Origin of the sequence: Streptomyces sp. XY431 (assembly GCF_001279805.1) — a bacterium.
Taxonomy (GTDB): Bacteria; Actinomycetota; Actinomycetes; order Streptomycetales; family Streptomycetaceae; genus Kitasatospora; species Kitasatospora purpeofusca.
Window position 1 is genome coordinate 78,785 of sequence record NZ_LGDO01000230.1, and the last position, 24,218, is coordinate 103,002.

At 72.7% G+C, this 24,218-nt stretch carries 21 protein-coding genes and 2 riboswitches; of the genes, 9 read left to right on the forward strand and 12 right to left on the reverse strand.

Features of this window, described 5'->3' with window-relative positions:
• Positions 1 to 32: 32 nt before the first annotated feature.
• Entirely contained in the window at positions 33 to 488 is a 456-nt protein-coding gene (locus ADK60_RS21585; RefSeq protein WP_053648196.1) for an SRPBCC family protein, read from the reverse strand.
• 338 nt (positions 489 to 826) lie between these two features.
• Between ADK60_RS21585 and ADK60_RS21590 the strand changes: the two genes are divergently transcribed.
• Positions 827 to 2,620: an AMP-dependent synthetase/ligase gene (locus ADK60_RS21590; protein ID WP_045938238.1), complete on the forward strand. Its 1,794-nt coding sequence runs from the start codon at positions 827 to 829 to the stop codon at positions 2,618 to 2,620.
• Positions 2,621 to 2,757: 137 nt separating this feature from the next.
• Here ADK60_RS21590 and ADK60_RS21595 read toward each other — a convergent pair whose 3' ends face one another.
• On the reverse strand, positions 2,758 to 3,894 hold the full coding sequence (locus ADK60_RS21595; RefSeq protein ID WP_053648198.1) for a glycosyltransferase family 4 protein: 1,137 nt from the start codon (positions 3,892 to 3,894) through the stop codon (positions 2,758 to 2,760).
• Between the two features lie 254 nt (positions 3,895 to 4,148).
• Here ADK60_RS21595 and ADK60_RS21600 point away from each other — a divergent pair, with 254 nt between their 5' ends.
• Entirely contained in the window at positions 4,149 to 5,573 is a 1,425-nt protein-coding gene (locus ADK60_RS21600) for a glycosyltransferase 87 family protein (protein ID WP_063772402.1), read from the forward strand.
• A 25-nt stretch (positions 5,574 to 5,598) separates the two neighbouring features.
• Here ADK60_RS21600 and ADK60_RS21605 read toward each other — a convergent pair whose 3' ends face one another.
• From ADK60_RS21605 to ADK60_RS21630, 6 genes are all read right to left on the reverse strand, one after another.
• Entirely contained in the window at positions 5,599 to 6,546 is a 948-nt protein-coding gene (locus ADK60_RS21605) for a hypothetical protein (protein WP_053648200.1), read from the reverse strand.
• A gap of 236 nt (positions 6,547 to 6,782) precedes the next feature.
• Entirely contained in the window at positions 6,783 to 7,847 is a 1,065-nt protein-coding gene (locus ADK60_RS21610) for a C40 family peptidase (RefSeq protein ID WP_053648202.1), read from the reverse strand.
• Between the two features lie 253 nt (positions 7,848 to 8,100).
• Entirely contained in the window at positions 8,101 to 9,273 is a 1,173-nt protein-coding gene (locus tag ADK60_RS21615; RefSeq protein ID WP_045938247.1) for a C40 family peptidase, read from the reverse strand.
• Between the two features lie 10 nt (positions 9,274 to 9,283).
• A riboswitch (cyclic di-AMP (ydaO/yuaA leader) is annotated at positions 9,284 to 9,450 on the reverse strand.
• Between the two features lie 329 nt (positions 9,451 to 9,779).
• Positions 9,780 to 10,823 (reverse strand): C40 family peptidase, encoded by a 1,044-nt coding sequence (locus tag ADK60_RS21620; protein WP_053648204.1) that lies wholly within the window; start codon positions 10,821 to 10,823, stop codon positions 9,780 to 9,782.
• 223 nt (positions 10,824 to 11,046) lie between these two features.
• The gene (locus tag ADK60_RS21625) at positions 11,047 to 12,348 is read right to left on the reverse strand and encodes an NYN domain-containing protein (RefSeq protein ID WP_045938248.1); all 1,302 of its coding nucleotides are present in this window, start codon (positions 12,346 to 12,348) and stop codon (positions 11,047 to 11,049) included.
• A gap of 345 nt (positions 12,349 to 12,693) precedes the next feature.
• The gene (locus tag ADK60_RS21630; RefSeq protein WP_030391501.1) at positions 12,694 to 12,966 is read right to left on the reverse strand and encodes a hypothetical protein; all 273 of its coding nucleotides are present in this window, start codon (positions 12,964 to 12,966) and stop codon (positions 12,694 to 12,696) included.
• 201 nt (positions 12,967 to 13,167) lie between these two features.
• On the opposite strand from ADK60_RS21630, the gene ADK60_RS21635 reads away from it, so the two are divergent.
• Positions 13,168 to 14,028: a rhomboid family intramembrane serine protease gene (locus ADK60_RS21635; protein ID WP_053648206.1), complete on the forward strand. Its 861-nt coding sequence runs from the start codon at positions 13,168 to 13,170 to the stop codon at positions 14,026 to 14,028.
• Positions 14,025 to 14,306, forward strand: a complete 282-nt coding sequence (locus tag ADK60_RS21640; RefSeq protein ID WP_030391503.1) for an Lrp/AsnC ligand binding domain-containing protein — start codon at positions 14,025 to 14,027, stop codon at positions 14,304 to 14,306. The genes ADK60_RS21635 and ADK60_RS21640 overlap by 4 nt, the downstream gene beginning before the upstream one ends.
• A 37-nt stretch (positions 14,307 to 14,343) precedes the next feature.
• On the opposite strand, the gene ADK60_RS21645 is transcribed toward ADK60_RS21640, so the two are convergent.
• The 3 genes from ADK60_RS21645 to ADK60_RS21655 form a co-directional block, all read right to left on the reverse strand.
• Entirely contained in the window at positions 14,344 to 15,708 is a 1,365-nt protein-coding gene (locus ADK60_RS21645) for an aminotransferase class V-fold PLP-dependent enzyme (RefSeq protein ID WP_053648208.1), read from the reverse strand.
• A 54-nt stretch (positions 15,709 to 15,762) separates the two neighbouring features.
• Positions 15,763 to 15,880, reverse strand: a riboswitch (SAM riboswitch).
• Positions 15,881 to 15,987: 107 nt separating this feature from the next.
• Complete coding sequence (trpD, locus tag ADK60_RS21650) at positions 15,988 to 17,064, reverse strand: anthranilate phosphoribosyltransferase (RefSeq protein WP_107084092.1); 1,077 nt, start codon at positions 17,062 to 17,064, stop codon at positions 15,988 to 15,990.
• Between the two features lie 174 nt (positions 17,065 to 17,238).
• The gene (locus ADK60_RS21655; protein WP_030391506.1) at positions 17,239 to 17,664 is read right to left on the reverse strand and encodes a hypothetical protein; all 426 of its coding nucleotides are present in this window, start codon (positions 17,662 to 17,664) and stop codon (positions 17,239 to 17,241) included.
• A 396-nt stretch (positions 17,665 to 18,060) separates the two neighbouring features.
• Between ADK60_RS21655 and ctaE the strand changes: the two genes are divergently transcribed.
• From ctaE to ADK60_RS21680, 5 genes are all read left to right on the forward strand, one after another.
• Entirely contained in the window at positions 18,061 to 18,681 is a 621-nt protein-coding gene (gene ctaE / locus ADK60_RS21660) for an aa3-type cytochrome oxidase subunit III (protein WP_045938251.1), read from the forward strand.
• 187 nt (positions 18,682 to 18,868) lie between these two features.
• Entirely contained in the window at positions 18,869 to 19,678 is an 810-nt protein-coding gene (qcrC, locus tag ADK60_RS21665) for a cytochrome bc1 complex diheme cytochrome c subunit (RefSeq protein WP_045938252.1), read from the forward strand.
• A complete protein-coding gene (gene qcrA / locus ADK60_RS21670; protein ID WP_053648210.1) occupies positions 19,675 to 20,745 on the forward strand; it encodes a cytochrome bc1 complex Rieske iron-sulfur subunit in 1,071 nt (356 codons plus the stop codon). Before qcrC ends, qcrA begins: the two co-directional genes overlap by 4 nt.
• On the forward strand, positions 20,742 to 22,403 hold the full coding sequence (gene qcrB / locus ADK60_RS21675) for a cytochrome bc1 complex cytochrome b subunit (protein WP_045938255.1): 1,662 nt from the start codon (positions 20,742 to 20,744) through the stop codon (positions 22,401 to 22,403). The genes qcrA and qcrB overlap by 4 nt, the downstream gene beginning before the upstream one ends.
• A gap of 122 nt (positions 22,404 to 22,525) precedes the next feature.
• Positions 22,526 to 22,921 carry a GntR family transcriptional regulator gene (locus ADK60_RS21680; protein WP_053648212.1) on the forward strand — a complete coding sequence of 132 codons (396 nt, stop codon included), beginning with the start codon at positions 22,526 to 22,528 and terminating at the stop codon, positions 22,919 to 22,921.
• Between the two features lie 19 nt (positions 22,922 to 22,940).
• Here ADK60_RS21680 and ADK60_RS21685 read toward each other — a convergent pair whose 3' ends face one another.
• Positions 22,941 to 24,200: a L,D-transpeptidase gene (locus ADK60_RS21685; RefSeq protein ID WP_053648215.1), complete on the reverse strand. Its 1,260-nt coding sequence runs from the start codon at positions 24,198 to 24,200 to the stop codon at positions 22,941 to 22,943.
• Positions 24,201 to 24,218: the final 18 nt, after the last annotated feature.

Consider the following 24,218-nt stretch of genomic DNA (forward strand, 5'->3'; position numbering starts at 1 on the left):
GTACCGCCCCTGTTCGTCCGCGCCGCCGGGCCTCAGAGCGCCGTGCCGGCGGCGGTGTCCTCGACCCGCTTCTTCAGGCCGGCCAGGGCCCGGTCGATGATGACCTTCTCGGCCTTGCGCTTGATCATGCCCAGCATCGGGATCTTGACGTCCACCGCGAGCTGGTAGGTGACCTCGGTGCGGCCGGCGCCGAGCGGGGCCAGGGTGTAGGAGCCGTCGAGCGAGCGGAGCATCTGGCTGCGCACCAGGGTCCAGGCGCACTCGCGGTCGCCGTCCCAGGTGTAGGCGAGGACGTGCTCGTCGCGGATGGCGCCGGCGTCGAGGACCAGTCGGACCTGGGCGGCGCGGCCGTCCTCCGCCGTCTCCAGGACCTCGATCTCCTTGACCTCGCCGGTCCAGGCCGGGTAGGCGGCGAAGTCGGCGATCACGGCCATGACCGTCGCCGGGGTCGCGTCGATGGTGATGCTCGACCTGGTGTGCTCCGCCATGGAATGGCCCTCCGCGTCGTCCCGTGCTGGTCCGGCCGAGGCTGCTCGGCCGGGTGCGCCCGGAGCAGGCTATCGCGCCCCGCGATCCGGCCGGTCCCTCGGTACGCCCCGGGGCGCCCGGGTGCGCCCCCGCCGTCGGAGCACACGGTCCGTGGCCGACGGCTACCGGCCGGTCACCTTCGGGCTGCCGTAGGGTGCCATTCGAACGGCCCGGTCCCGACCTGGTCGGACGGGTCAAGGTGTGACACTTCGAACACCGGAGCCGACCCCCCTGGCCGAAGCTGCCTACCGGGCAGTAACGTCCTGCCGTCCCGCAGCGTCGCGAACGAGGAGCAGTCTTGCTCGACTTCAGCCTTCCGGCCCTCTACCAGGTACCGAGCGGCGGTAACCTCTCCGACCTCGTGCACCAGAACGCCGAGCGGCACCCCGATGTCGCGGTGCTCAGCCGCAAGGTGGACGGCCAGTGGCAGGAGTTGACCGCCGCCCAGTTCCAGGTCGAGGTGCGGGCGGCCGCGAAGGGCCTGATCGCCGCCGGTGTCGAGCCGGGCGACCGGGTGGGCGTCATGTCCCGCACCCGGTACGAGTGGACGCTGCTGGACTTCGCGATCTGGACGGCCGGCGCGATCACCGTGCCGGTGTACGAGACCTCCTCCGCCGAGCAGGTCGAGTGGATCCTCGGCGACTCCGGGGCGGTCGCGGTGTTCACCGAGACCGAGACCCACACCGCGGTGGTCGCGGAGGTCCGGGACCGGCTGCCGGAGCTGCGGCACACCTGGCAGATCGAGGGCCCGGCGCTCGCCGCGCTGGCGGAGGCGGGCCGCGAGGTCACCGACGCCACCGTCACCGAGCGCCGCTCGGTGGCCGGCGCCGACTCGATCGCCACCATCGTGTACACCTCGGGCACCACCGGTCGCCCGAAGGGCTGCCAGCTGACCCACGGCAACTTCATGGCCGAGTGCGGCAACGTGGTGGAGCGTCTGGCCCCGCTGTTCCGCACCGGCGAGAGCTCCGTCCTGCTCTTCCTGCCGCTGGCCCACGTGCTCGCCCGGATCGCCGAGATCGCCCCGGCGATGGCCCCGATCAAGCTCGGCCACGTCTCCGACATCCGGGACGTCACCGCCGAACTGGCCGCCTTCCGCCCCACCCTGATCCTGGGTGTGCCCCGGGTCTTCGAGAAGGTGTACAACACCGCCCGGGCCAAGGCGCAGGCGGACGGCAAGGGCAAGATCTTCGACAAGGCCGCCGAGACCGCGATCGCCTACAGCCGGGCGCTGGACGCGGGCGGCGCGGGCCTGTTGCTCAAGCTCAAGCACGCCGTCTTCGACAAGCTGGTCTACAGCAAGCTGCGGGCCGCGCTCGGCGGCCGGGCCACCCACGCGATCTCCGGCGGCGCCCCGCTGGGCGAGCGGCTCGGGCACTTCTACCGGGGCATCGGCTTCACCGTGCTGGAGGGCTACGGCCTGACCGAGACCTGCGCGGCCACCGCCTTCAACCCGTGGGACAAGCCGAAGATCGGCACGGTCGGCCAGCCCGTCCCCGGCGCCGCCGTCCGGATCGCCGAGGACGGCGAGGTGTTCTTCAAGGGGCCGCACGTCTTCACCGGCTACTGGAACAACCCGCAGGCCACCGCCGACACCCTGAAGGACGGCTGGATCGCCACCGGGGACATCGGCTCGCTGGACGACGAGGGCTATCTGACCATCACCGGCCGCAAGAAGGAGATCATCGTCACCGCGGGCGGCAAGAACGTCGCCCCGGCCGTGATCGAGGACCGGATCCGGGCGCACGCCCTGGTCGGCGAGGTCATGGTGGTCGGCGACCGCAAGCCCTTCGTGGCCTGTCTGATCACCGTCGACGAGGACTTCTTCCCGAACTGGAAGCAGCTCAACGGCAAGCCCGCCGGGGCCTCGGTGGCCGACCTGCGGGAGGACCCGGACCTGCTGGCCGCCCTTCAGCAGGCGGTGGACGACGGCAACGCGGCGGTCTCGCAGGCCGAGGCGGTGAAGAAGTTCCGTCTGCTCGACACCGTCTTCTCCGAGGAGAGCGGCCACCTGACGCCCTCGCTCAAGCTCAAGCGCAACGTCGTGCTGAAGGACTACGCGGCGGACGTCGAGGCGATCTACCGCAAGTAGGACCGCCCGCACGCGGGTGCGGCCCGCCCCGGACGTCCGGGGCGGGCCGCACCCGCGTGTGTGCCGGGCCCGCACGCGTCGGGCCCGCACGCGTCGGACCCGTACGCGCCGGACCCGTACGCGCCGGGCCCGCGCGTTCAGCCCGCCAGCAGCGAGGTCAGCCGCCCGGCCAGCAGGTCCCAGCGCCAGGAGCGGTCCACCCAGCGCCGCCCGGCCTCGCCCATCCGCCGGCGCAGCTCCTCGTCCCGCAGCAGCCGGACGATCCGCTCCGCCGCCGCCGAGGGCGTGCCGCCCGGCACCACGAAGCCGGTCTCGCCCTCCAGAACCGCGTCCGGCGCGCCGCCGGAGTCCCCCGCCACCACCGGCAGGCCGGTCGCCGAGGCCTCCAGGTAGACGATGCCGAGCCCCTCGACGTCCAGTCCGCCGCGCCGGGTGCGGCAGGGCATGGCGAAGACGTCGCCGGCGCCGTAGTGCGCGGGCAGCTCCTCCCACGGCACCGAGCCGGTGAACCGGACGGCGGAGCGCACGCCCCGGGCGTCCACCAGCTTCTCCAGCTCCGACCGGTACGGGCCGCCACCGACGATCAGCAGCACGGCGTCCGGCACCTCGGCGAGGATCTGCGGCATCGCCTCGATCAGGGTGTCCTGCCCCTTGCGCGGCACCAGCCGGGAGACGCAGACCACCACCGGGCGGTCCGCCAGCCCGAGCCGCTCGCGCACCGCGGCACCGCCGGAGTCCGGGTGGAAGGTCCGCTCGTCCACGCCCGGCGGCAGCTGCGCCATCCGCGCGGCCGGCTCCGGGCCGACCGCGGCGGCGATCCGGGAACGGGTGTACTCGCCGAGGTAGGTGAGCACGTCGGTGCCCTCGCCGATCCGGCGCAGCAGCTGCCGGGCCACCGGCAGCTGGGCCCAGGCGGCCTCGTGCCCGTGGGTCATGCCGAGCAGCCGGCCGGCCCCGGCCCGGCGCAGGGCGGGGGCCATCAGCCCGAGCGGCGCGGCGGCACCGAACCAGACCGAGTCGCAGCCCTCCGCCCGCAGGATCTCGGCGGCCCGCCGGGTGACCCGGGGTGTGGGAACCATCACCTTCGTACGGTCGCGGATCACCGGGAAGGGCTGCTCCGCGTCGAAGCGCGCGACCTCGGTGCCGTCGCGCCAGCTGGAGGCGTACACCACGATGCTTCCTGCGGGCTGACGGACGGCCATGTTGTGCACGAAGGCCTGGATACCGCCGGGCCTCGGCGGGAAGTCGTTGGTGACGATCAAGGTCTTGTGCATCAGGCCACGGCTCGCTCGGTCGGGGGGTGCTCGGTGTACCGCTGGGTGATCCGTACGATAGGTCAACACGACGACCCGCCGGGAACGGATCCACGCAAGGCAACCGTTCCCTCCCCGGGTCTGTCCTAGGACAAGGGCGGTCGGCGTGTCCGGCCCGGCCCCGCGGTGGCGGCCGGTCCCGACCCGCCCGGACTGCCCGGGCGTCCGTCGCGCGGCGCCGCCGACGGAACGTCCGAGACGAACGAGGGAGCGTTGTGGAGTTGGCCCCGGCCACCGAGTCCGGTACACCCAGCGGCGCCGAGGGCTCCGGCACGGCGCTCGCCGTCCGCCGCGAGCCCGTGCAGCGCACCACGCGCCCCTCAGGCCGTTCCGGCGCCCTGCTGGCGCTCGGCGCGAGCTGGGTGGCCACCCGGACGCTGCTGATGCTCCTGGTGACCGGCGTGCTCCGGATGCCCGGCGGGGACATCACCGCCGACGTCTGGCTGATCTACCACGGCTGGTACGGCGTCCTGCAGACCGGCACCTTCCCGCTGGACGACGTCACCTGGCAGTACCCGCCCGGCGCCGCCCTGGTGATCCTGCTGCCCGGCCTGCTGCCCTGGTCGTACCTGGTCTCGTTCTGGGTGATCTGCGGCATCGCCGACGCGCTCGCGATGGGCCTGCTGGTCCGCACCGGGCTGCGCAAGGGCCGGGCCCTGACCGGCGCCTGGGTCTGGGTGGCCGGCGTCCCGCTGCTCGGCCCGATGATCTACAACCGCTACGACGTGATCGTGACCGCGATCGCGGTGGCCGGCCTGCTGGCGCTGATCCGCCGCCCGGCGATCGGCGGCCTGCTGCTCGGGCTCGGCGGCATCGTCAAGATCTGGCCGCTGCTCGGCCTCATCGGCACCCCCTCCGGCCGCCGCACCCGGCGGTCCTGGACGGCCGCGGCCGCCGCGACCGCCTCGATCGGCTTCCTGCTGGCGGCGGGGATGAACGGCGCGTTCGAGTTCCTGACGTTCCAGAAGGACCGCGGCATCGAGGTGGAGTCGGTCGGCGCGCTGCCGATCCACTTCGCCCGGATCGCCGGGAGCTGGGACGGCAAGGTGATGATGAACTACGGCTCGGTCGAGATGCTCGGGCCGTGGGTGCCGCTGGTCAGCAAGGTGATGCTGGCCGGTACCGTGCTCGGCTTCGGCTGGCTGCTGCTCTGGCGGTTCACCGCCCGTCGGCGCAATGCCGCCACCATGTACGACGCGGCACTCGCCGCGCTGCTGATCTTCACCGTGACCAGCCGGGTGATCAGCCCGCAGTACCTGGTCTGGCTGGTCGGCGCGGCGGCGGTCTGCCTGACCGTGCGCGGCACCAGCCAGCGGCCGGTGGCGCTGCTGATCCTGGCCGCGACCCCGCTGACCCTGGTGGAGTTCCCGCTGGTCTTCGGCGACGTGGTCGCCAGCAGGCCCGGCGCGATCGCCGTACTGACCGCGCGCAATGTGCTGCTGCTGGTCGCGACCGTACTGTCCTGTGTCCGGCTCTGGCGCTCGACCCGGCGCACCGACCGGGTCCCGGCCACCGTGGTGCTGCCCCGCCCGGAGCCGGTGCCGGCCGTCTCGTTCTCGGTGCGGCCGGGCATCGCGTACGAGCAGGACCTGCTGGACGGCATGGACCGGCCCGCGGCCGCACCCGGCGAACGGCGCTGAGCGGAACGGCGCCGTACGGCCCTTCTCAGCCCGCCAGGGCCCGGACCTCGGCGAGCCAGAGGCGGGTGAACTCGGCCAGCCCGAGGCCCAGCCGGTCCCGGAACAGCCCGTCCAGCCACGCCTGGCGGTCCGCCCCGGGGGCAGCCGCGCCGACCGCCCGGTAGAGCGCCACCAGGCGCTGCGGGCCGTACCGGCGGGCGATCAGGTCGCAGGCCAGCCAGGACTGCTCGTAGGCCTGCGCCAGGCCCTCCCCGCCGGCCGTGAGGGCGGCGTCCGCGGGCAGCGCGGCGGGCAGCCGTCCGGCCGCGACGTCCCGGGCCAGCTCCGGCGCGATCTGCCGGGCCGAGCGACCGGAGTCGCGGTAGCCGGTCCAGTCGGCGACCCCCTCGGAGAGCCAGAGCGGTGTCCAGGCCCGGGTGTCGGCCCGGGTCGCCACATGCACCGCCTCGTGGGTGACCACCACCTGCCGGCCGAAGTCACTCAGCCGCGCGTACACCTCGGGGTTGACCAGCACCCGGTCGGCCGGGGCGTGCAGGGGCGCGCCGGGCGCCGAGACGGTGACCGCGGCGAGCTCCGACCAGCCGGGCCGGTCGTCCGCCAGCAGCCGGGCGAACTGCTCCCCCGTGGCGGGCAGTTCGAGCAGCAGCCGACCCGCCCAGGCGCTGCCCCAGAGCGCCTCGACGGCGGACACCGCCCGGTCGCCGACGACGGCCGCCCCCGCGCGCGCGGCCGGGCCGGCGGCGTCCGCGCCGTCCACCCCGAGCACCAGGCAGCGCGCCCCGGCGGCCGCGCCGACGGTGCCGAGGTCCCACAGCGGCGGCGGCCCGCCGGCGGCCTCCTCGCGTTCGATCCGCCGGCCGGCGGCGGTCCGGAGCAGCGTCAGCCGGCGCGGGTGCACCACCGGCCGCTCGTCGTACCCGGTCACCGTGACGGTCAGCTCGGCGGTGGCGGTGGACCGCCCGGCCCGGTCCACCGGGCCCAGCAGCAGGTTCCGGTAGCCGACGCGCAGCGGCAGCGGGGGCGGCCCCTCGCCCAGCGTCCGGGCCCGCTCGGCGAGCAGCGCCGAGACCTCGGCGTACTCGTCCGAGGCCGCCGCGGCGGGCCGCGCGGGGACGGCGCCGGGCAGCGACAGCTGGGCGAGGCCGCCGGCCGCGAGCAGCAGGGCGGTGCGCCGGGACGGGCCTCGGCCGCCGGCGGGGTGCGGGCGGCTCAGAGCCGGATCACCCCCGAGACCGGCATGGCGTTGACGCTCTCGTAGCGCACCCGGGCCCCCGGGTAGGGGGCGTGCACGATCACCCCGCCGCCGGCGTACATCCCGACGTGGTGCATGTCCCGGTAGAAGATCACCAGGTCTCCCGGCCGTGCTTCGGAGATGCTGACCCGCTGCCCGGCGTACGCCTGGGCCTGCGAGGTGCGCGGCAGGGTCACTCCGGCCTGCCGCCAGCTGTAGTACATCAGACCGGAGCAGTCGAAGGCCTTGGGCCCGGTGGATCCGTAGACGTAGGGCGAGCCGATCATCCGCACCGCGGCGGCCAGCGCGGCGCCGCCGCGCTCGGAGGCGGGCGGGGTGGTGCCGAGGTCCAGCCGGTCGGTGCCCCGGGTGGCGCGCTGCTCGGCCTCGCGGGCGTCCTGGGCGGCGAGCCGGGCGCGTTCGGTGGCGCCGAGGCTGTTGAGCAGCCGCTGCGCCCTGGTGAGCCGCTGCTGGATCTGCTGCTTGCCGTCGGCCAGCGCCTTGCGGGTCTGTTCCAGCTCGGCGAGCTTGGCCGAGGCCTCGGCCCGGCGCTGGTCGAGCACCCGCTGACGGCCCAGCACCTCGTGCAGGGTCTCGTTCTGCCGCTCGGCGGCCTGGTCGAGGCTGCGGGCCCGGGAGAGGTAGCCCTCCGGGTCGGTGGAGAGCATCAGTTGGACGGTCTGTGCCATCCCGCCGCCCCGGTACTCCGCCCCGGCCACGGTGGCGAGGTCGCCGCGCAGCTGGTTGAGCTCGTCCTGGGAGAGGGCGATCTGCTGCTGGAGCGTGCCGGTCTCGTGCTGGAGCCGCTGCTGGGCCTCCTGGGCGGCGTTGAACCGCTCCGAGGCCTGCTCGGCCTCGTCGTAGAGCTGCTCCACCTGGGCCTTGACGTCCTTGCGGTTCGCCGGGGTGTCGGGCGCGCCGGGAGCCGCCTGCGCGGTGCCGCCGGTCGCCACGCCCAGCGCGGTGGTGGCCGCCGCGGTGAGCACCAGCGCCCGGGCGAGCGTGTGGACACCTGACAGCGGGGAACGGCGGTGCGCGGTCATTCGACGTCGGCTCCGATCCTGGGCCCGGACCCGCCGCCGCACCGGACCGGGCGGCTGTCGAAGCGGGCGTCCGGTGGCAGACGTTAGCGAGTCAGGGCAACCGTTTCCAAACCCCTCCGAATCCGAATATTCAGTCACTGATCGGACATCAGACCGGTTCGCCCGCCGGAGTTCCCGGTGACCGGGGGAAAGCCGCAGGCCCGGCCTCCCCCGAGGGGAGACCGGGCCTGCCGGGAGTCTGCCGACCCGGGGGTCAGAGGCGCACGATGGTGTTGACCGGCATGTTGGACGCCGACTCGTAGCGGACCGACGCACCCGGCTTCGGGGCGTGGATGACCTGGCCGCCGCCGACGTAGATGCCGACGTGGTGGCGGTCGCCGTAGAAGATCACCAGATCGCCGGGCTGGGCCTGGGAGATGTCCGAGCCGATCCGGGTACCGGCGTTGGCCTGCTCCTGCGAGGTGCGCGGCAGCGACACACCCGCCTGGGCGTACGCCCAGCCGGTGAGGCCGGAGCAGTCGAAGGAGTTCGGGCCGGTGGCGCCGTAGACGTACGGGGCACCGAGCTTGCTCTCGGCGGCGGCGATAGCGGCGGCGGCGCGCGAGCCGTTGGCGGCGGGCGCGGCCGGCTTGGCCGCGGCGGCGGGCGCGGGCGTCGACGCGGAGGTGGGTGCGGACGCGCTCAGGTCGCTGCGGTTGGTGTCGCGGGTGGCGCGCTCGGCGTCCGCCTTCGCCTTGGCGGCCTTGGCGGCCTCGGCCTTCGCGGCGTCCGCCTTCGCCTTGGCCTCGGCGGCGGCCTTCTCCTCGGCCGCGCGGAGGGCCTGGCGCTCCTGCTCGGTGAGGGTGTTGAGCAGCTGCTGGGCCTTCGCCAGCTTGCCCTGGACCTCGTCCTTGGAGGTCTTCAGCTGCTGGGTGGTGGACTCCAGCTCGCCGAGCTTGGTCTGGGTCTCGGTGCGGTCCTGGTCGAGCCTGCGCTGCTGCTCCTGGAGCTCCTTCAGCGCGCCGGACTGGGTGGAACCGGCCTGGTTCAGGGCGTCGGCCTGGCTGAGGAAGTTGTCCGGGCTGGCGGACAGCATCAGCTGGACGGTCTGCGATATGCCGCCGGTGCGGTACTGCTCGCCGGCGATCTCGGAGAGGCCGCCCTGGGCCTCCGTCACCACGGCCTGCTGGCGGGCCACCTTGTCCTGCAGCTCGGCGACCTGCTTCTGCAGCTCCTGCTGCTTGGCCTGGGCGCCGTTGTACTTCTCGGTCGCGACCTCGGCCTGCTCGTTGAGCTGGTCGACCTGCTCCTTGACCTGGTCCTTGGTCGGCGCGGGGTCGGCGTGGGCGCCGGACTGCGCGGAGAGGGCGACGGCAGCGGCGGCGAGACCGGTCATGATCGAGACCCGGGTACGGCCGGCGGGCTTGGGACGACGATGGGACGCCACGAAGGCGGACTCCTTCTTCCTCATCCGCCTACCGGGTGAGCTGACGGGTTCGGGCGGAAGCGTGCCCTACGACGCCTCACCGTCCGCGCGAGCGGCCGACCTGGCGCCGATTCACCCCGGAGGAACGTGGTTCCCCGGCTCCGCTCCACAGCTGACCCCGGACTGCTGGGTCTGGTTCGGGCGGGCACCTGAGGCCCCGCCCGGCTGCTTCGCGAACTCGGCGGTGAACCCCACCGCCACCCAGGCTGGGTGATCGACTGTGCGAGGTTCGAAGCACGACCCTAGTAACAGATCCGTGATCCGTTCAAATCCTTGTCAGAAAAAAGCCAGAAGAATTCCCAAGTTCCTTTGTGAATATGACCGAGCGTGATCACATCCCCACATCAGGCTGATCATTTCCACCTGGACGGCCGAACGCCCGACCCAAACCCCAGCGCCACCCCCGATCGGAGGTGGCGCTGATCACAGAGGCCGAGAACCGCCCCCGGGAGTGTCGTGGCGGACCGTCAGACCCGGCGGATCGTGTTGATCTGCATGGCGTCGGCCTTCATCACCTTCACCACGTCACCGGTGTGCGGCGCGTGCACCACCATGCCGTTGCCGATGTACATACCGACGTGGCTGCGGTCGGGGCGGTAGATGATCAGATCGCCCGGCTGGGCCTCGGCCAGGGACGGCACCCGGGTGCCGTAGTTGCCCTGCGCCTGCGAGGTCCGCGGCAGCGAGACGCCGGCCTTCCCGTACGCCCAGACCATCAGGCCGGAGCAGTCGAAGGTGCTCGGGCCCGTGGCGCCCCAGACGTACGGCGAGCCCTGCTTGCCCATCGCGTTGGAAACCGCGGCGCCGGCCATGCCACTGGCCTGCGGCAGGCTGCCCAGGTCGGTGCGCTCGGTGCCGCGCGAGGCGCGGTCGGCCTGCTGCTGCGCCGCCTTCACGGCCGCGCGATCGGCGGCGCTGAGCGAGTTCAGCAGGTCCTGGGCGTCCTTGAGCTTCTTGCCGACCTCGGCCTTGGACTGGTTCAGGTCCTTGGTGGTGGTGTCCAGCGAGGCCAGCACGGCGGCCGCCTCGCTCTTCTGCTGGTCGAGCCGGCGCTGCTGGTCCTGCAGGCCCTTGAGCGCCTCGGCCTGGCTGGAGCTGGCCTGCTGCACGCTGGAGGCCTTGTCCAGGTACCCGGACGGGTCGGAGGTGAGCATCAGCTGGACGGACGGGTCGATGCCGCCGGTGCGGTACTGCTCGCCCGCCACCTCGGCCAGCCCCGCCTGAAGCTGGGTCATCTGCTCCTGGCCGCGGGCGACCTGGTCCTGGAGCTGGTCCGCCTGCTTGCGCAGCTGGTCGGCCCGCTCCTTGGCGCCGTTGTACCGCTCGGTGGCCTGCTCGGCCTCCTCGTTCAGCTGGTCGATCTGCGCCTTGACGTCGTCCTTCTTGGGCGACGGGCTCGGCGCTGCGTGGGCGGCGACCTGGGCGGAGAGAGCGACCGCGGTCGCAGCGGCCGCGGTGAGCACGGAGACCCGCGCGCGGCTCGGCTGCTTGGGACGGCGGTGGGAGGCCAAAAGGACCGGCTCCTTCTTCCAATGGCCTCACCCGATGGGGTGAGAATCCGGAAAATAGGTTTGACGCCAGACCCTAGTGAAGATCCACGCTTCGCGCCACTCCCACGATTACGTGAACCTGCCGCCCGCACCCGGACTTCACGAAACCCGCACAAGACCGCAATCCCGGCGCTGACCAGCCGTCATGACCCTCGGTCCGCGACCCCGGGAACCAGGGCACGCCCTAGGGGCGGGCCAGCCGGTTCAGCAGCAGCACCGAGGCCACGGGGCGCGCGCCCGCCTTCCGCACGCCGTCCGCCACCTCCTTGTCCGCCGAGACCACCACCACCGGGCGGCCCTGCGGCTCGGCCCGGACCAGTCGGCGGATCAGCTCGTCCGCCGTCTCACCGGTCCGGCTGAACCGCACCCGCACCCCGCGCGGCGGCGCCATGATCACCGGCACGTCGAGGTCCTGGCCGTCGAACACACAGGTGACCTCCGCCTGGGTGCGCTGCGCCAGCATCGCCAGTCCGCCCAGCAACCGGATCCGCTGCTGCTCCAGCGGCAGCGTCGGATAGCCCGTCTTGGTGACGTTGTAGCCGTCCACCACCAGATGGACCTGCGGGATCGCCAGCAGCTGGTCCAGCAGCGCCGGGTCGTCCTCGGCCAGCCCGCGCCGCGCCACGTCGTGCGGCGAGGCCGAACCCGGCACCACCGCCTCCACCAGGTCCGCCGGACGGATCTGGGAGACCGGCAGCGCCAGCTCCCGCTGGAGGCCCTGGGCCGACTGCAGCACCGTGTCCAGCAGCAGCCGCAACCGCATGTCCTCGACGCCGCGCCCCTCGCGGGCGGAACGCCGGCCCTGCTCGGCGGAGTTCTCCAGCTCCGTGACCCGGTGCCGCAGCCGCCGTGCCTCGCTCTCCGCCGCGCCGCGCTCGGCCGCCGCCTGCGCTCTGACCGCCTCCAGCTCGGCGGCGACCTTCCGGGTCTCCGCCTGCGCCCGGCGGGTGTCGCTCTCCAGCGAACGCAGCCGCCGGCGCAGCGACTCGGCCTCCTTGCGGACGTCCTCCGACTCGGCCCGCTGCCGCTCCAGGTCGGCCCTGGCCGTGGTCCGCAGCTCGGCCAGCTCGGCCTGCAGCTTCTCGACCAGCCGGGTCGCCTCGGCGACCGCGCCCTCGGTGCCGGCCCGCTCGGCCTCCTCGCCGGCCTCGGCCACCAGCCGGCTCCACCCGGCGGACCGCACCAGATAGGCGGCCGCGGCCACGTCCATCGGGTCGGCCGCGCCCGGCACGGCGCCCGCCTCCAGGGCCCTGACCAGGTCCGGCTGACCCAGCCGCAGCCGCTCCGCTATCCGCACCCGGAAGGCCGGCTCCGCCTCCAGCGCCGCGGCCAGCGCGGTCGCCGCGTACTTGGCCCGGCGGGCGGGGGTGAACTTGGCGTACTGGCGCAGCGACTGGGGCAGTTCGCCGAGCGGCAGACCGCCGAGCGCGTCGGAGGCCAGACCGACCACCCGTCGGCGCACCCCCTCCGGGAGCGGCCGGTCCAGCGCCTCGTCCGCCCCCGCCGGTCCCGCCGACCCCGCTGCTCCGCCGTCCGCTGCCGCCGGCTCCTCACCGGCGCCGGACTCCTCACCCGCGGGCGCCTCCGCCGGGACCTCGGTGTCGGAGGGGGCGGCCACTGCCGCGTCCGGCGCCTGCGCGTCCACAGCGGGCTGCCGCCCCTGCGGCCCGGCGGGCTCCTTCGCTGCGTCCACCACGTCCTCGGCTCCGATCCTGGTCCAGCGGGGTACGGCCCTCGGCCGCCACCCCCGTCACACTCCGTGCGTTCTCTCTGTATTGTCCCGTGCGGCGGGCGGCCACGCCGCTCACCGCCCACCGCACGGACCGGGCGGTCAGCCCTGCTCGGGAGCCTCGGCGGCCTCGGCCGCCTCGTCCGCACCGGGACGGGCGACCAGCTCGACCTGGTCCACGGCGTTGCACCAGCGGCAGCGCACCGACTCCACGGTCTCGCTGAGCACCTGGGTCTCCTCGACCTTGGACTCGCCGGCCAGGTCGAAGTGGAGGAACTCGGTCACCCGGGCGGTCCGGGTCACGTCGAAGCGGGTCAGGTTTCCGCAGAGCGTGCAGCGCCAGCGCGTCTCGGCGGTCAGGGCGGGGACGGTCATCGGGGGTCCTCTCGGGTGGTCCCGGAACGGGCTCAGGCGCTCCCCCCGGAGCCCCGGCGTCGGCGGCGGGAGGCGGGAATGCCCGCCCCAAGCCTATTGCCTGGGGCAACCTTCCCGGCTACCGGCCGATCACTCCCGGGCGGTAGCCCACCTGCCGTAACCGCGCGGTGCCCGCCCGGCACCGGGGGGATGCTGGAGCCCATGGCGATCCCGGTCCCCCACCCCGGCGCGCACCGCGGCCGACCGGCCGCCACCGCCCCGGCCGTCTGCTACGCGCTGATCGCGCTGAACACCGCGGTCTTCCTGCTCGGACCGGCGGCGGGGCTCAACCCCCTCTACGGCCGGGACCAGGCCCGGGTCTGCGCCGAGCAGCGCTACGAGCAGCGCTGGGGGGCCGTCCCCGCCGAGCTCCTGACCGGTCACCCGCTGACCGCGGACCAACTGGCCGAGGCCCCCGAGCCGGTACCCGGCTGCCCGGCCTCGGCCACCCCCGGCAAGCACCCGGCGCTGTCCGTGCTCAGCGCGCTCTTCCTGCACGCCGGCTGGCTGCACCTGCTCGGCAACCTGCTCTTCCTCCACGTCTTCGGCCCCGCCGTGGAGCGCCGGCTCGGCCGCCCCCGGTTCCTCCTCTTCTACCTGGCGGCCGGCGCAGTGACCACCTACGGCTTCGCGCTGGCCGAGGCGCACTCGGCGGACTCGACCCGGGTGCTGATCGGCGCCTCGGGGGCGATCTCCGCCGTGCTCGGCTCCTACCTGCGGTTCCACCCGCACGCCCGGGTCACCACGCTCGTCCCGCTGCTGCTCTTCCTGCCGCTGCGGTTCCCGGCCTGGCTGGTGCTGGGCCTCTGGTTCGCGCTCCAGTGGTGGTCGGTGCACTCCGCCGGACCGGGGGTGGCGTACCTGGTGCACGTGATCGGCTTCATGGCGGGCTTCCTGTACGCCTGCACCCTGGCCGAGCGCCGACCCCGCCGTACCCGCACCCGCACCCGCCCCCACCCCCGCGACGGTGCGGCCGACGCCCGCTACCCTGGCGGCACCTCACAAAGGAGTACGCCACCGTGATCACCGCCATCGTCCTGATCAAGACCAGCGTCGACCGCATCCCGGAGATCGCCGAGGCGATCGCCGCCATCGAGGGCGTCAGCGAGGTCTACTCGGTGACCGGCGGCTACGACCTGGTCGCGATGGTGCGGGTGCGCCGGCACGACGACCTCGCCGAGGTGATCCCCGGCCGGCTGAACAAGGTCCCGGGCGTGGCGCACACCGAGACCCAGATCGCCTTCCGCACCTACTCCCAGCACGACCTCGAGGCCGCGTTCGCGATCGGCCTGGAGGAGTAGCCGACAGCGCGGCCGGCCGGAGGGGCCGGACGGGGCCTCAGCCCTCCCGGCGGGTGTCCGCGACGCAGCGGCCGCCCTCGTTCCGGTAGCTCCACGCCGCGCCGTCCGTGACCAGCTCGCGGACGGCGGTCAGGAACCGGTCCACGTGCTCGTCCGGGGTACCGGCGCCGAAGCTCACCCGGATCGCGTTCAGGCTGCGCTCGCCCGGCAGCGAAGCCTCCGGCGCGCCGCACTCCGAGGGCGCGGCCTCCTCGTCGCCGAGCAGCGTGCGCACCAGCGGGTGGGCGCAGAACAGGCCGTCCCGCACGCCGATGCCGTACTCGGCGGACAGCGCGGCCGAGAAGTGCGAGCTGTTCCAGCCCCGGACCACGAAGGACAGCACGCCCACCCGGTCCGCGTCGGCGCCGAACAGGTTCAGCACCCTGACCTCGGGGACCTCCGCCAGACCGGCCTTCAGCCGGGCCACCAGCGCCCGCTCGCGCGCCTCCAGCGCGTCGAACCCGGCCTCGGTGAGCGCCCGGCAGGCCGCCGCGATCGCGTACACGCCGATGACGTTCGGGGAGCCGGCCTCGTGCCGGGCCGGGCCGGTGTGCCACTGCACGGCCACCGAGCCGTCGGTCTCCCGGGCCACCGTACGGGTGGCGCCGCCGCCGGCCAGGTAGGGCTCGGCCTCGTCCAGCCAGTCGGCCCGGCCCGCCAGTACCCCGGCGCCGAACGGCGCGTACAGCTTGTGGCCGGAGAAGGCGATCCAGTCGACACCCAGCTCGCGCACCGAGACCCGGTGGTGCGGGACCAGCTGCGCGGCGTCCAGCACCACCCGGGCGCCGTACCGGTGGGCGGTCCTGGTCAGCTCGGCGACCGGCCAGAGCTCGCCGGTGACGTTCGAGGCGCCGGTGACGCAGAGCAGCTTCGGGCCCTCGGGCGCCTCGGCGAGCGCGGCGTCGAAGGCGGCGACCGCCTCGGCGTGCGAACGGGGGGCGCGCAGACAGGTGACGGTCAGACCGGCGTGCGCCCAGGGCAGCAGCGAGGCGTGGTGCTCGGTCTCGAAGGCGAACACCTGGGTCCCGGCCGGGACGGCGCCGGCCAGCAGGTTGAGCGAGTCGGTGGTGGCGCGGGTGAAGACCACCTGGTCGCCCTCGCGCAGGTCCAGGAACTCGGCGACGGTGCGGCGGCTCTGCTCGAACAGGTCGGTGGAGAGCTGGGACAGGTAGCCGGCGCCGCGGTGCACGCTGCCGTAGTAGGGGGCGTAGGCGGCGACCTCGTCCCAGACCCGCTGGAGCGCCGGGGCGCTGGCGGCGTAGTCGAGCGCCGCGTAGGCGACCTTGTCACCGTTGGCGAGCGGGACCTCGACATCGTGGCCGAGAACGGGGAGGGGGGCGAGGAGGTCGGTCGCGAGAGACATGAGGATGCACTCCGTCTACGGGTCAGGGACCCCGGGAGTGCGTGATGATCCGGGTGTCCGCGCTTGCCACGCGGACGGCTCGCCGCACGGCCCGGTCCTCACCCAGGGCACCCCGCCACGGACGGAGGGTTGCCGGACAGCAAGCTGGGGCTTGTCGCTGTCGCTCATGACCTGGCCAAGACTTTAGGTCGGGTCCGTCCCCCGGTCAAACAAGAGTCCACATCCCGGACACCGACAGGGGCCCACCGGGAGGATTCCCGATGGGCCCCAACCGCCGTGTCACGCCCGGGCGGTGGCCTCCGACCAGTGCTTCAGCAGGTCCCGCGCGGCACCCGAGTCGACGGCCGCCGCGGTACGCCGCATGGCCGCCCCGAGCTGCTCGGCGAGCGGCGCGTCGGTGAGGTCCAGCGCCACCAGCGCGGCCGCCGAGTTCAGCAGCACCGCGTCCCGGACCGGGCCGTGCTCCCCGGCCAGCACCCGGCGCGCGACCTCCGCGTTGTACGCCGGGTCCGCGCCGCGCAGCGCCTCGATGCCGACCGGCTCGATGCCGACCTCGCGCGGGTCGAAGGCGGTCTCGGTGACGGCGCCGTCGCGGACCACCCACACCCGCGAGGTGGTGCTGATGGTCAGCTCGTCCAGTCCGTCGTCGCCCCGGAAGACCAGCGCGGTGGCACCGCGCCGGGCGAGCACCCCGGCGATCAGCCCCGCCAGGCGGGTGTCGAAGCAGCCGATCGCGTGCGCCGTCACCCGGGCCGGGTTGGTCAGCGGCCCCAGGATGTTGAACGCGGTGGGCACCCCGAGGTCGCGCCGGGCCGGCGCGGCGTGCCGCATCGACGGGTGGAAGGTCGCGGCGAAGCAGAAGGTGAGCCCGACCTCCTCGGCGATCTCGGCGACCCGGCGCGGCCGGAGGTCCAGACTGATGCCCAGCTTCTCCAGCACGTCCGAGGAACCGCTGGACGAGGAGGCGGCCCGGTTGCCGTGCTTGACCACCTTGGCGCCGGCCGCGGCGGCGACGATCGCCGACATGGTGGAGATGTTGACGGTCTTGGCCCGGTCGCCGCCGGTACCGACGATGTCCACCGCCGGGCCGGGGATGTCCAGCGGCTCGGCGTGCGCGTACATCGAGTCGACCAGCCCGGAGATCTCGTCGACCGTCTCGCCCTTGGCCCGCAGCGCCACCATGAACCCGGCCACCTGCACCGGGGAGGCCTCGCCGCTCATGATCCGGTCCATCGCCCACGCGGTGGCCGAGCGGTCGAGGTCCTCTCCCCTCAGCAGCGCCGACAGGATGTCCGGCCAGGAGCGGACCACCTGCGCGGGGTCGCTACCACCGTTCGCAGGCTGCACGTTCACCATGGCTGACTCCAGCTCTCGCTGCCCCGGCTGACCGGGGAAGGACGTAGGGACGGAGTCAGCCTATCGAGCGGCGGGGCGCCGGGGCTCCGCCGTTCACCCTTCTTCTCTTGTACTGAGACGCGGGGTGAGACGCGGCCCGGCCGCACCGGTGCAGACCGGGACGGAGCGGTACGGCTAGCGAACGGCGGGCGCCCGCTTGGCCAGCCTGGCCCGCAGCAGCGTGGCGGCGGCCTCCGCCAGCGCCACCGGGTCCACCGGCTGGGAGATCGCCGCGTCGGCCCGGCTCCAGGCGGCCAGCCAGGAGTCCTGCGGCCGGCCGATCAGCACCAGCACCGGCGGGCAACCGTAGATCTCGTCCTTCAGCTGCCGCGCGAGCCCGAGCCCGCCGGCCGGCACCGCCTCACCGTCCAGGACGCAGAGGTCGACGCCACCCTTCTCCAGCGCCTTGAGCACCGCGGGGGTGGTCGCGCACTCCAGGTAGGCCAGCTCCGGCAGGTCCTCCGCGGGCCGCCGCCCGAGAGCGGTCAGCACCTGCTCGCGGGTGGTTCGGTCGTGGCTGTAGACGAGAACGGTCAGCGTCTCGTCGGTCGTGTACGCCATGGGCCCTGCTCCCTCACGTGTGATCCGGACCACGTTCGCCTCTCCCCGGATGCTACTCCCGATCACCGCCCGCCGAGCCCCTCCCGCGCGATCTCTTCCCGACGGCGCCGCCTCCGCGACTGGTCCGGGCGGAGCACGGCGCGTCACCCCAGCCCGCACGGTCCACCCGTACGGCGGACGAGTGGAACTTCCCCTTACCCCCGACGGCACCCGGAAGCCCGTCACGACACGCCGGACAGGGTCCGGACGGGCCCTTCGAGCAACCGTCAGAAAAGGGACACGCCGCTGCTCAGCGGCAGTCCGGACGCTCTGTCGGGCCCCAGGGGGGCATACCGCACGCACCGGACACTCCGAGGGTGACCCCCCGACGTGAAGACGGAATAAGGGACCGACATAATGTCCGTCGTGGCGACAGCAACAGCAGTAGAAACCGGGCACGCGCACGGATCGGTCAACCGGCCGAACATGGTCAGCGTCGGAACGATCGTCTGGCTCAGTTCCGAGTTGATGTTCTTCGCGGCCCTCTTCGCGATGTACTTCACGCTCCGCTCCGTCAAGGGGCCGGAGTTCTGGACCGAGAAGGCGCACGCCCTCAACGTGCCCTTCTCCTCGGTCAACACCACGATCCTGGTGCTCTCCTCGCTCACCTGCCAGCTCGGCGTCTTCGCCGCCGAGCGCGGGGACGTGAAGAAGCTCCGCTCGTGGTTCGTCATCACCTTCGTGATGGGCGCGATCTTCATCGGCGGCCAGATCTTCGAGTACACCGAGCTGGTCAAGAAGGACGGCCTCTCGCTGTCCTCCGACGCGTACGGCACGGTGTTCTACCTGACCACCGGCTTCCACGGTCTGCACGTGACGGGTGGTCTGATCGCCTTCCTGCTGGTCCTGGGACGGACGTACGCAGCCAAGCGCTTCACGCACGAGCAGGCCACTGCCGCCATCGTGGTGTCGTACTACTGGCACTTCGTCGATGTCGTGTGGATCGGCCTGTTCGCGACCATCTACCTGATCAAGTAACCAGCTGATCAGGTCGCTGGCCACCGGCCCCGGGTCCCGCCCTCACCGGCGACGGCCCGATTTCGCCGGTGGCGACGCTCCCACCGACCGACCGCGCGCGCAGCCTTGGACAGGCAGCCTCGTGCCGGCCAGACCGGCCGCCGGGTGCAACCACCAGTCGACCAGATCCTGACACCGGGGTTATTCCGTGAAAAAGCTCTCCGCACGACGGCGCCACCCACTGGCGGCGCTGGTCGTCCTACTTCTCGCCCTGGCGGCAACCGGGGGGCTGTACGCCGCGTTCGCGCCCGCCGGCAAGGCTCAGGCCGACGTGGCGGCGCAGTCGCTCGCGATCGATGAGGGCAAGAAGCTCTTCGCCGTGGGCTGCTCCTCCTGCCACGGCCTGAACGGGCAGGGCAGCAGCGACGGCCCGAGCCTGGTCGGCGTCGGCTCCGCCGCGGTCGACTTCCAGGTGGGCACCGGCCGTATGCCGGCCCAGCAGCCCGGCGCCCAGGTGCCGAGCAAGCCGAACATCTACTCGCAGGCGGAGATCGACCAGCTCGCCGCCTTCGTTGCCTCGCTCGGCCCCGGTCCGGTCACGCCGACCGAGGAGCAGTACACCTCGACCAACCCGGACGACCTGTCCAAGGGTGGCGAGCTGTTCCGCACCAACTGCGCCCAGTGCCACAACTTCGCCGGCCAGGGCGGTGCCCTGACCCAGGGCAAGTACGCCCCGTCCCTGGAGGGCGTGGACGCCAAGCACATCTACGAGGCCATGCAGACCGGCCCGCAGAACATGCCGTCGTTCCCGGACAGCACCATGCCCGAGGAGCAGAAGAAGCAGATCGTGGCCTTCGTCCGCCACACCACCAACGATGAGCCCAACCCCGGCGGTCTCACGCTCGGCAGCCTCGGTCCGGTGACCGAGGGCCTGTTCGGCTGGATCTTCGGTCTCGGCGCGCTCATCGCGGTCGCGATCTGGGTCGCCGCCCACACCACCAAGGCCAAGAAGTCATGAGCCACGACATGTCAGAAGAGAAGCTCCCGGAGTCCCACGGCTCCGCCGGGCACCACGAGGTGGCCGCCCACGGCGATCCGTTCGCCGACCCGGGCCTGCCGGCCCACGAGCCGCGTCGCACCGACATCGACGAGCGGGCCGCCAAGCGGGCCGAGCGCCAGGTGTCGCTGATGTTCGTCGTCTCGATGCTCGCCACGATCGGCTTCATCGCCTCGTACGTGGCCATCGACCCGGACAAGATCGTCTACATCTGGCCGCTGGGCCACGTCAGCGCAATGAACTTCGCGCTCGGCATGACCCTCGGCCTGGCGCTGTTCCTCATCGGCGCGGGCGCGGTCCACTGGGCCCGCACCCTGATGTCGGACCACGAGATCCCGGCCGAGCGTCACCCGATCGAGGCCGACGACGAGGTTCGCGCCGACGTCATCGAGCAGTTCCGGACCGGTGCCGCCGAGTCCGGCTTCGGCCGCCGCAAGATGATCCGCAACACCCTCATCGGTTCGATGGCCCTGGTGCCGCTGTCCGGTGTGGTCCTCCTGCGCGACCTGGGCCCGCTGCCCGAGGACAAGCTGGAGCACACCGGCTGGGAGGAGGCGACCGACGCCAAGCCCCTGCAGCTCATCAACATGAACACCAACCAGCCGATGAAGGCCGAGGACATCATCCAGGGGTCGCTGACCTTTGCGATGCCCGAGGGCCTGCACACCCACGACGAGGACTTCCAGCAGCGCATCGCCAAGGACGCCCTCATGCTGGTGCGCATCGCGCCGGAGGACATCAAGGACGACAAGTCCAAGGAGAAGGGTTTCGAGGGCATCCTCGCCTACTCCAAGATCTGCACCCACGTCGGCTGCCCGATCAGCCTGTACGAGCAGCAGACCCACCACGCGCTCTGCCCCTGCCACCAGTCGACCTTCGACCTGGCGGACGGCGCGCGCGTGATCTTCGGCCCGGCCGGCCACCCGCTGCCGCAGCTGAAGATCACCACTGACGAGAAGGGCTTCCTGGTCGCCCACGGCGACTTCGACGAGCCCGTCGGCCCGAGCTACTGGGAGCGTGCTCGATGAGCAGTACGAGCAGCACCACCTCCGGCGCCACCAAGCCCGCCAGCACGCGCGCCAAGCCCGCGAACAAGTGGGAGCAGGCGGCGGACTGGACGGACGGTCGGCTGGGGATCTACTCCCTCGCCAAGACCAACCTGCGGAAGATCTTCCCGGACCACTGGTCCTTCATGCTGGGCGAGATCTGCCTCTACACCTTCATCATCATCATCCTGACCGGTGTCTACCTGACGCTGTTCTTCAAGCCCTCGATGGGCGAGGTCATCTACGACGGCTCGTACGTCCCGCTCAAGGGCATCCCGATGTCCGAGGCGTACGCGTCGACGGTCGACATCAGCTTCGAGGTGCGCGGCGGCCTGCTGGTCCGCCAGATCCACCACTGGGCGGCCCTGGTCTTCGTCGCGGCGATGTTCGTGCACATGATGCGCGTCTTCTTCACCGGCGCGTTCCGCAAGCCGCGCGAGATCAACTGGGTCTTCGGCTTCCTGCTGCTGGTCCTGGGCATGTTCGACGGCTTCTTCGGGTACTCGCTGCCCGACGACCTGCTCTCCGGCACCGGTATCCGGTTCATGGAGGGCGCCGTCCTGGCGACCCCGCTGATCGGCACCTACGTCCAGATGTTCCTGTTCGGGGGCGAGTTCCCCGGCCACGACATCGTGCCGCGGTTCTTCACCATCCACGTGCTGCTGATCCCGGGCATCATGCTCGGCCTGCTGGTGGCGCACCTGATCCTGGTCTTCTACCACAAGCACACCCAGTGGGCGGGCCCGGGCAAGACCGAGAAGAACGTCGTCGGCATGCCGCTGATGCCGGTCTACATGGCCAAGGCCGGTGGCTTCTTCTTCCTGGTCTTCGGTCTGATCGCGGCCATCTCGGCGATCGCCTCGATCAACCCGATCTGGGCGTACGGCCCGTACCGTCCCGACCAGGTGTCCACGGACGCCCAGCCGGACTGGTACATGGGCTTCTCCGAGGGCCTGATCCGCATCATGCCGGGCTGGGAGATCAGCCTGTGGGGCCACACCCTGAACCTCGGTGTGGCGATCCCGCTGATGGTCCTCTTCCCGATGGTGCTGGTCTCGATCGCCGCCTACCCCTTCATCGAGGGCTGGATCACCGGCGACAAGCGCGAGCACCACATCCTGGACCGCCCGCGCAACGCCCCGGTCCGCACCGCGCTGGGTGCCGCCTGGATCAGCCTCTACCTGGTCCTGCTGGCGGCCGGTGGCAACGACCTGTTCGCCACCCACCTGCACCTGTCGATCAACTCGGTCACCTACTTCGTCCGCGTGGGCATGTTCGTGATCCCGGTGCTCGTCTTCATCATCACCAAGCGCTGGTGCCTCGGCCTCCAGCGCCGTGACAAGGAGAAGGTGCTGCACGGCCGCGAGACCGGCGTCATCAAGCGCCTGCCGCACGGCGAGTTCGTCGAGGTGCACGCCCAGCTGCCGCAGAAGGACCTGCACAAGCTCACCGCGCACGAGCAGATCGAGCCGTTCGAGCTGCCGGCCGAGACGGACGAGAACGGCGTGGCCCGCAAGGCCAACGTCCTCGACCGCACCCGGGCGAAGATCTCCCGCGGCTTCTACGGCGAGAGCAGCCAGATCCCCAAGCCGACCTCCGAGGAGCACCACGAGATCACCAGCGGCCACGGCCACCACTGATCCCGTACGCACCCCGCGTCGCACCCCGAGGGCCGCTGACCAGAGTTCTTCTGGTCGGCGGCCCTCGGGCTTTCCCGTACCCCGGGGCGCTCGCGGCGCCCCGCCGAACGTCAGGAGCCCCTGTGCAGCTGTCCGTCGACCCCGCCGCCGGCACTCCCCCGTACGAGCAGATCCGGGCCCAGATCGCCGAACAGGCCCGGACCGGCGAACTGGCGACCGGACTGCGGCTGCCCACCGTCCGCGCGCTGGCCGAGCGGCTCGGGCTGGCGGCCGGCACGGTCGCCCGCGCCTACCGGGAGCTGGAGGCGGACGGGGTGGTGGAGACGCACGGCCGGCGCGGCACCCTGATCGCCGCGGTCGGCGACTCCGCGCACCGGCTGGCCGCCGCGGCCGCCGCCGAGTACGCCGAGCGGGTCCGGCGGCTCGGGGTGTCGGCGGCGGACGCCCTGGCCGCCGCCGACAACGCGCTGCGCCTGGCCTACCGGGAGGACGCCGCGGAGGGCCAGGAAGGCCCCTGAGGGCCCTCGGGGACCGTCCTCAGAGCTGCGGGGCGATCATCCCGCCGGCAGGGGCCCTGGTGGCCGGCGTGGTGGTGCTGACGGGCTGCCCGAGGGCGCTGTGCCCGACCCACTCGCCCCAGCCGATGTTCCAGTCCCCGAAGCCGTTGCCGAAGGGCTCCATGCTCTTGCCGCGGCTGTTCACCACCGTCACCAGGTCCCCCACCCTGGTGTTCTGGTAGAACCAGTGGGCGTTCTCGGTGCTCATGCCGGTACAGCCGTGGCTGACGTTCTCCACCCCCTGGGAGCCGACGGACCAGGGCGCCGCGTGCACGTACTCGCCGCTCCAGGTGACCCGGGTCGCCCACTCGACGTCGAGGTCGTAGGCCTCCTCGCTGCCGGCCGCTATGCCGATCGTCTCGCCGCTCATCCGGACCTTGCGCTCCTGGCCGAGCACCACCTTGACGCCGTTGCGGGTGTCGAAGCCGGGCTTGCCGGTGGTGACCGGGATCGTCCGGACCACCTGGCCGGCGCGCTTGAGGGTCAGCTCGTGGGCGGCCGCGTCGACCACCGTCTCGACCCGCTCGCCGATCCGCATCGCCAGGGCCGCCCGGTCGCCGCCGTACAGGCCGTCGGAGATCCGGCCGCCGGTGGCCTCGAAGGCCAGCGCGACGACGGTGCCGGTGGGCCAGTAGTCCTCGGGGCGGAAGTGCAGGTTCTTGTCGTCCACCCAGTACCAGGCGCCGGTCACGGCGGGCTGCGAGGTCACCGTCAGCGCCCGCTCCACCTCCTGGCGGGCCTGCGGGTCCTTGACGGCCTCGGAGAGCTGCACGGTGAGCGGCTGGCCGACCCCGTAGACGCCGCTGCCGGAGGAGTCGGGGCCGAGCTTCGCGGTCAGCAGCCGCTGGGCGGCCAGGGTGGCGAAGCCGGAGGTGGTCTCGCCGCGCCCGCCGCTGCCGTCGTCGGCGGCGATCCGCACGGTGTAGGCGGTGGCCGCCTTCAGCCGGCCGGTGGTCTGCCAGCTGCGCTGGTCCTCCGAGAGCCGCCCGGCGACGATCCGGCCGTCCGGGCCGACCACGGTGACGTCGGTCAGCCGGCTGCCCGGCTCCGCGGTGACCGTGACCGGCTGCGAGGGATCCACCTTGTCCGTGGCGGAGAGGTGGACCAGCCGGGCCGCGTCGACCTTGCGGACGGCGTCCGCGACCTCCTCGCCGCCGGAGGTGCAGCCGGCCAGCGGGGCCAGCACAACGAGGGCCAGCGTGATGCCGCCGAGACCCGCGATTCCGCGCCTGTCGGCCATGACCGCCTCCCAGGGGTT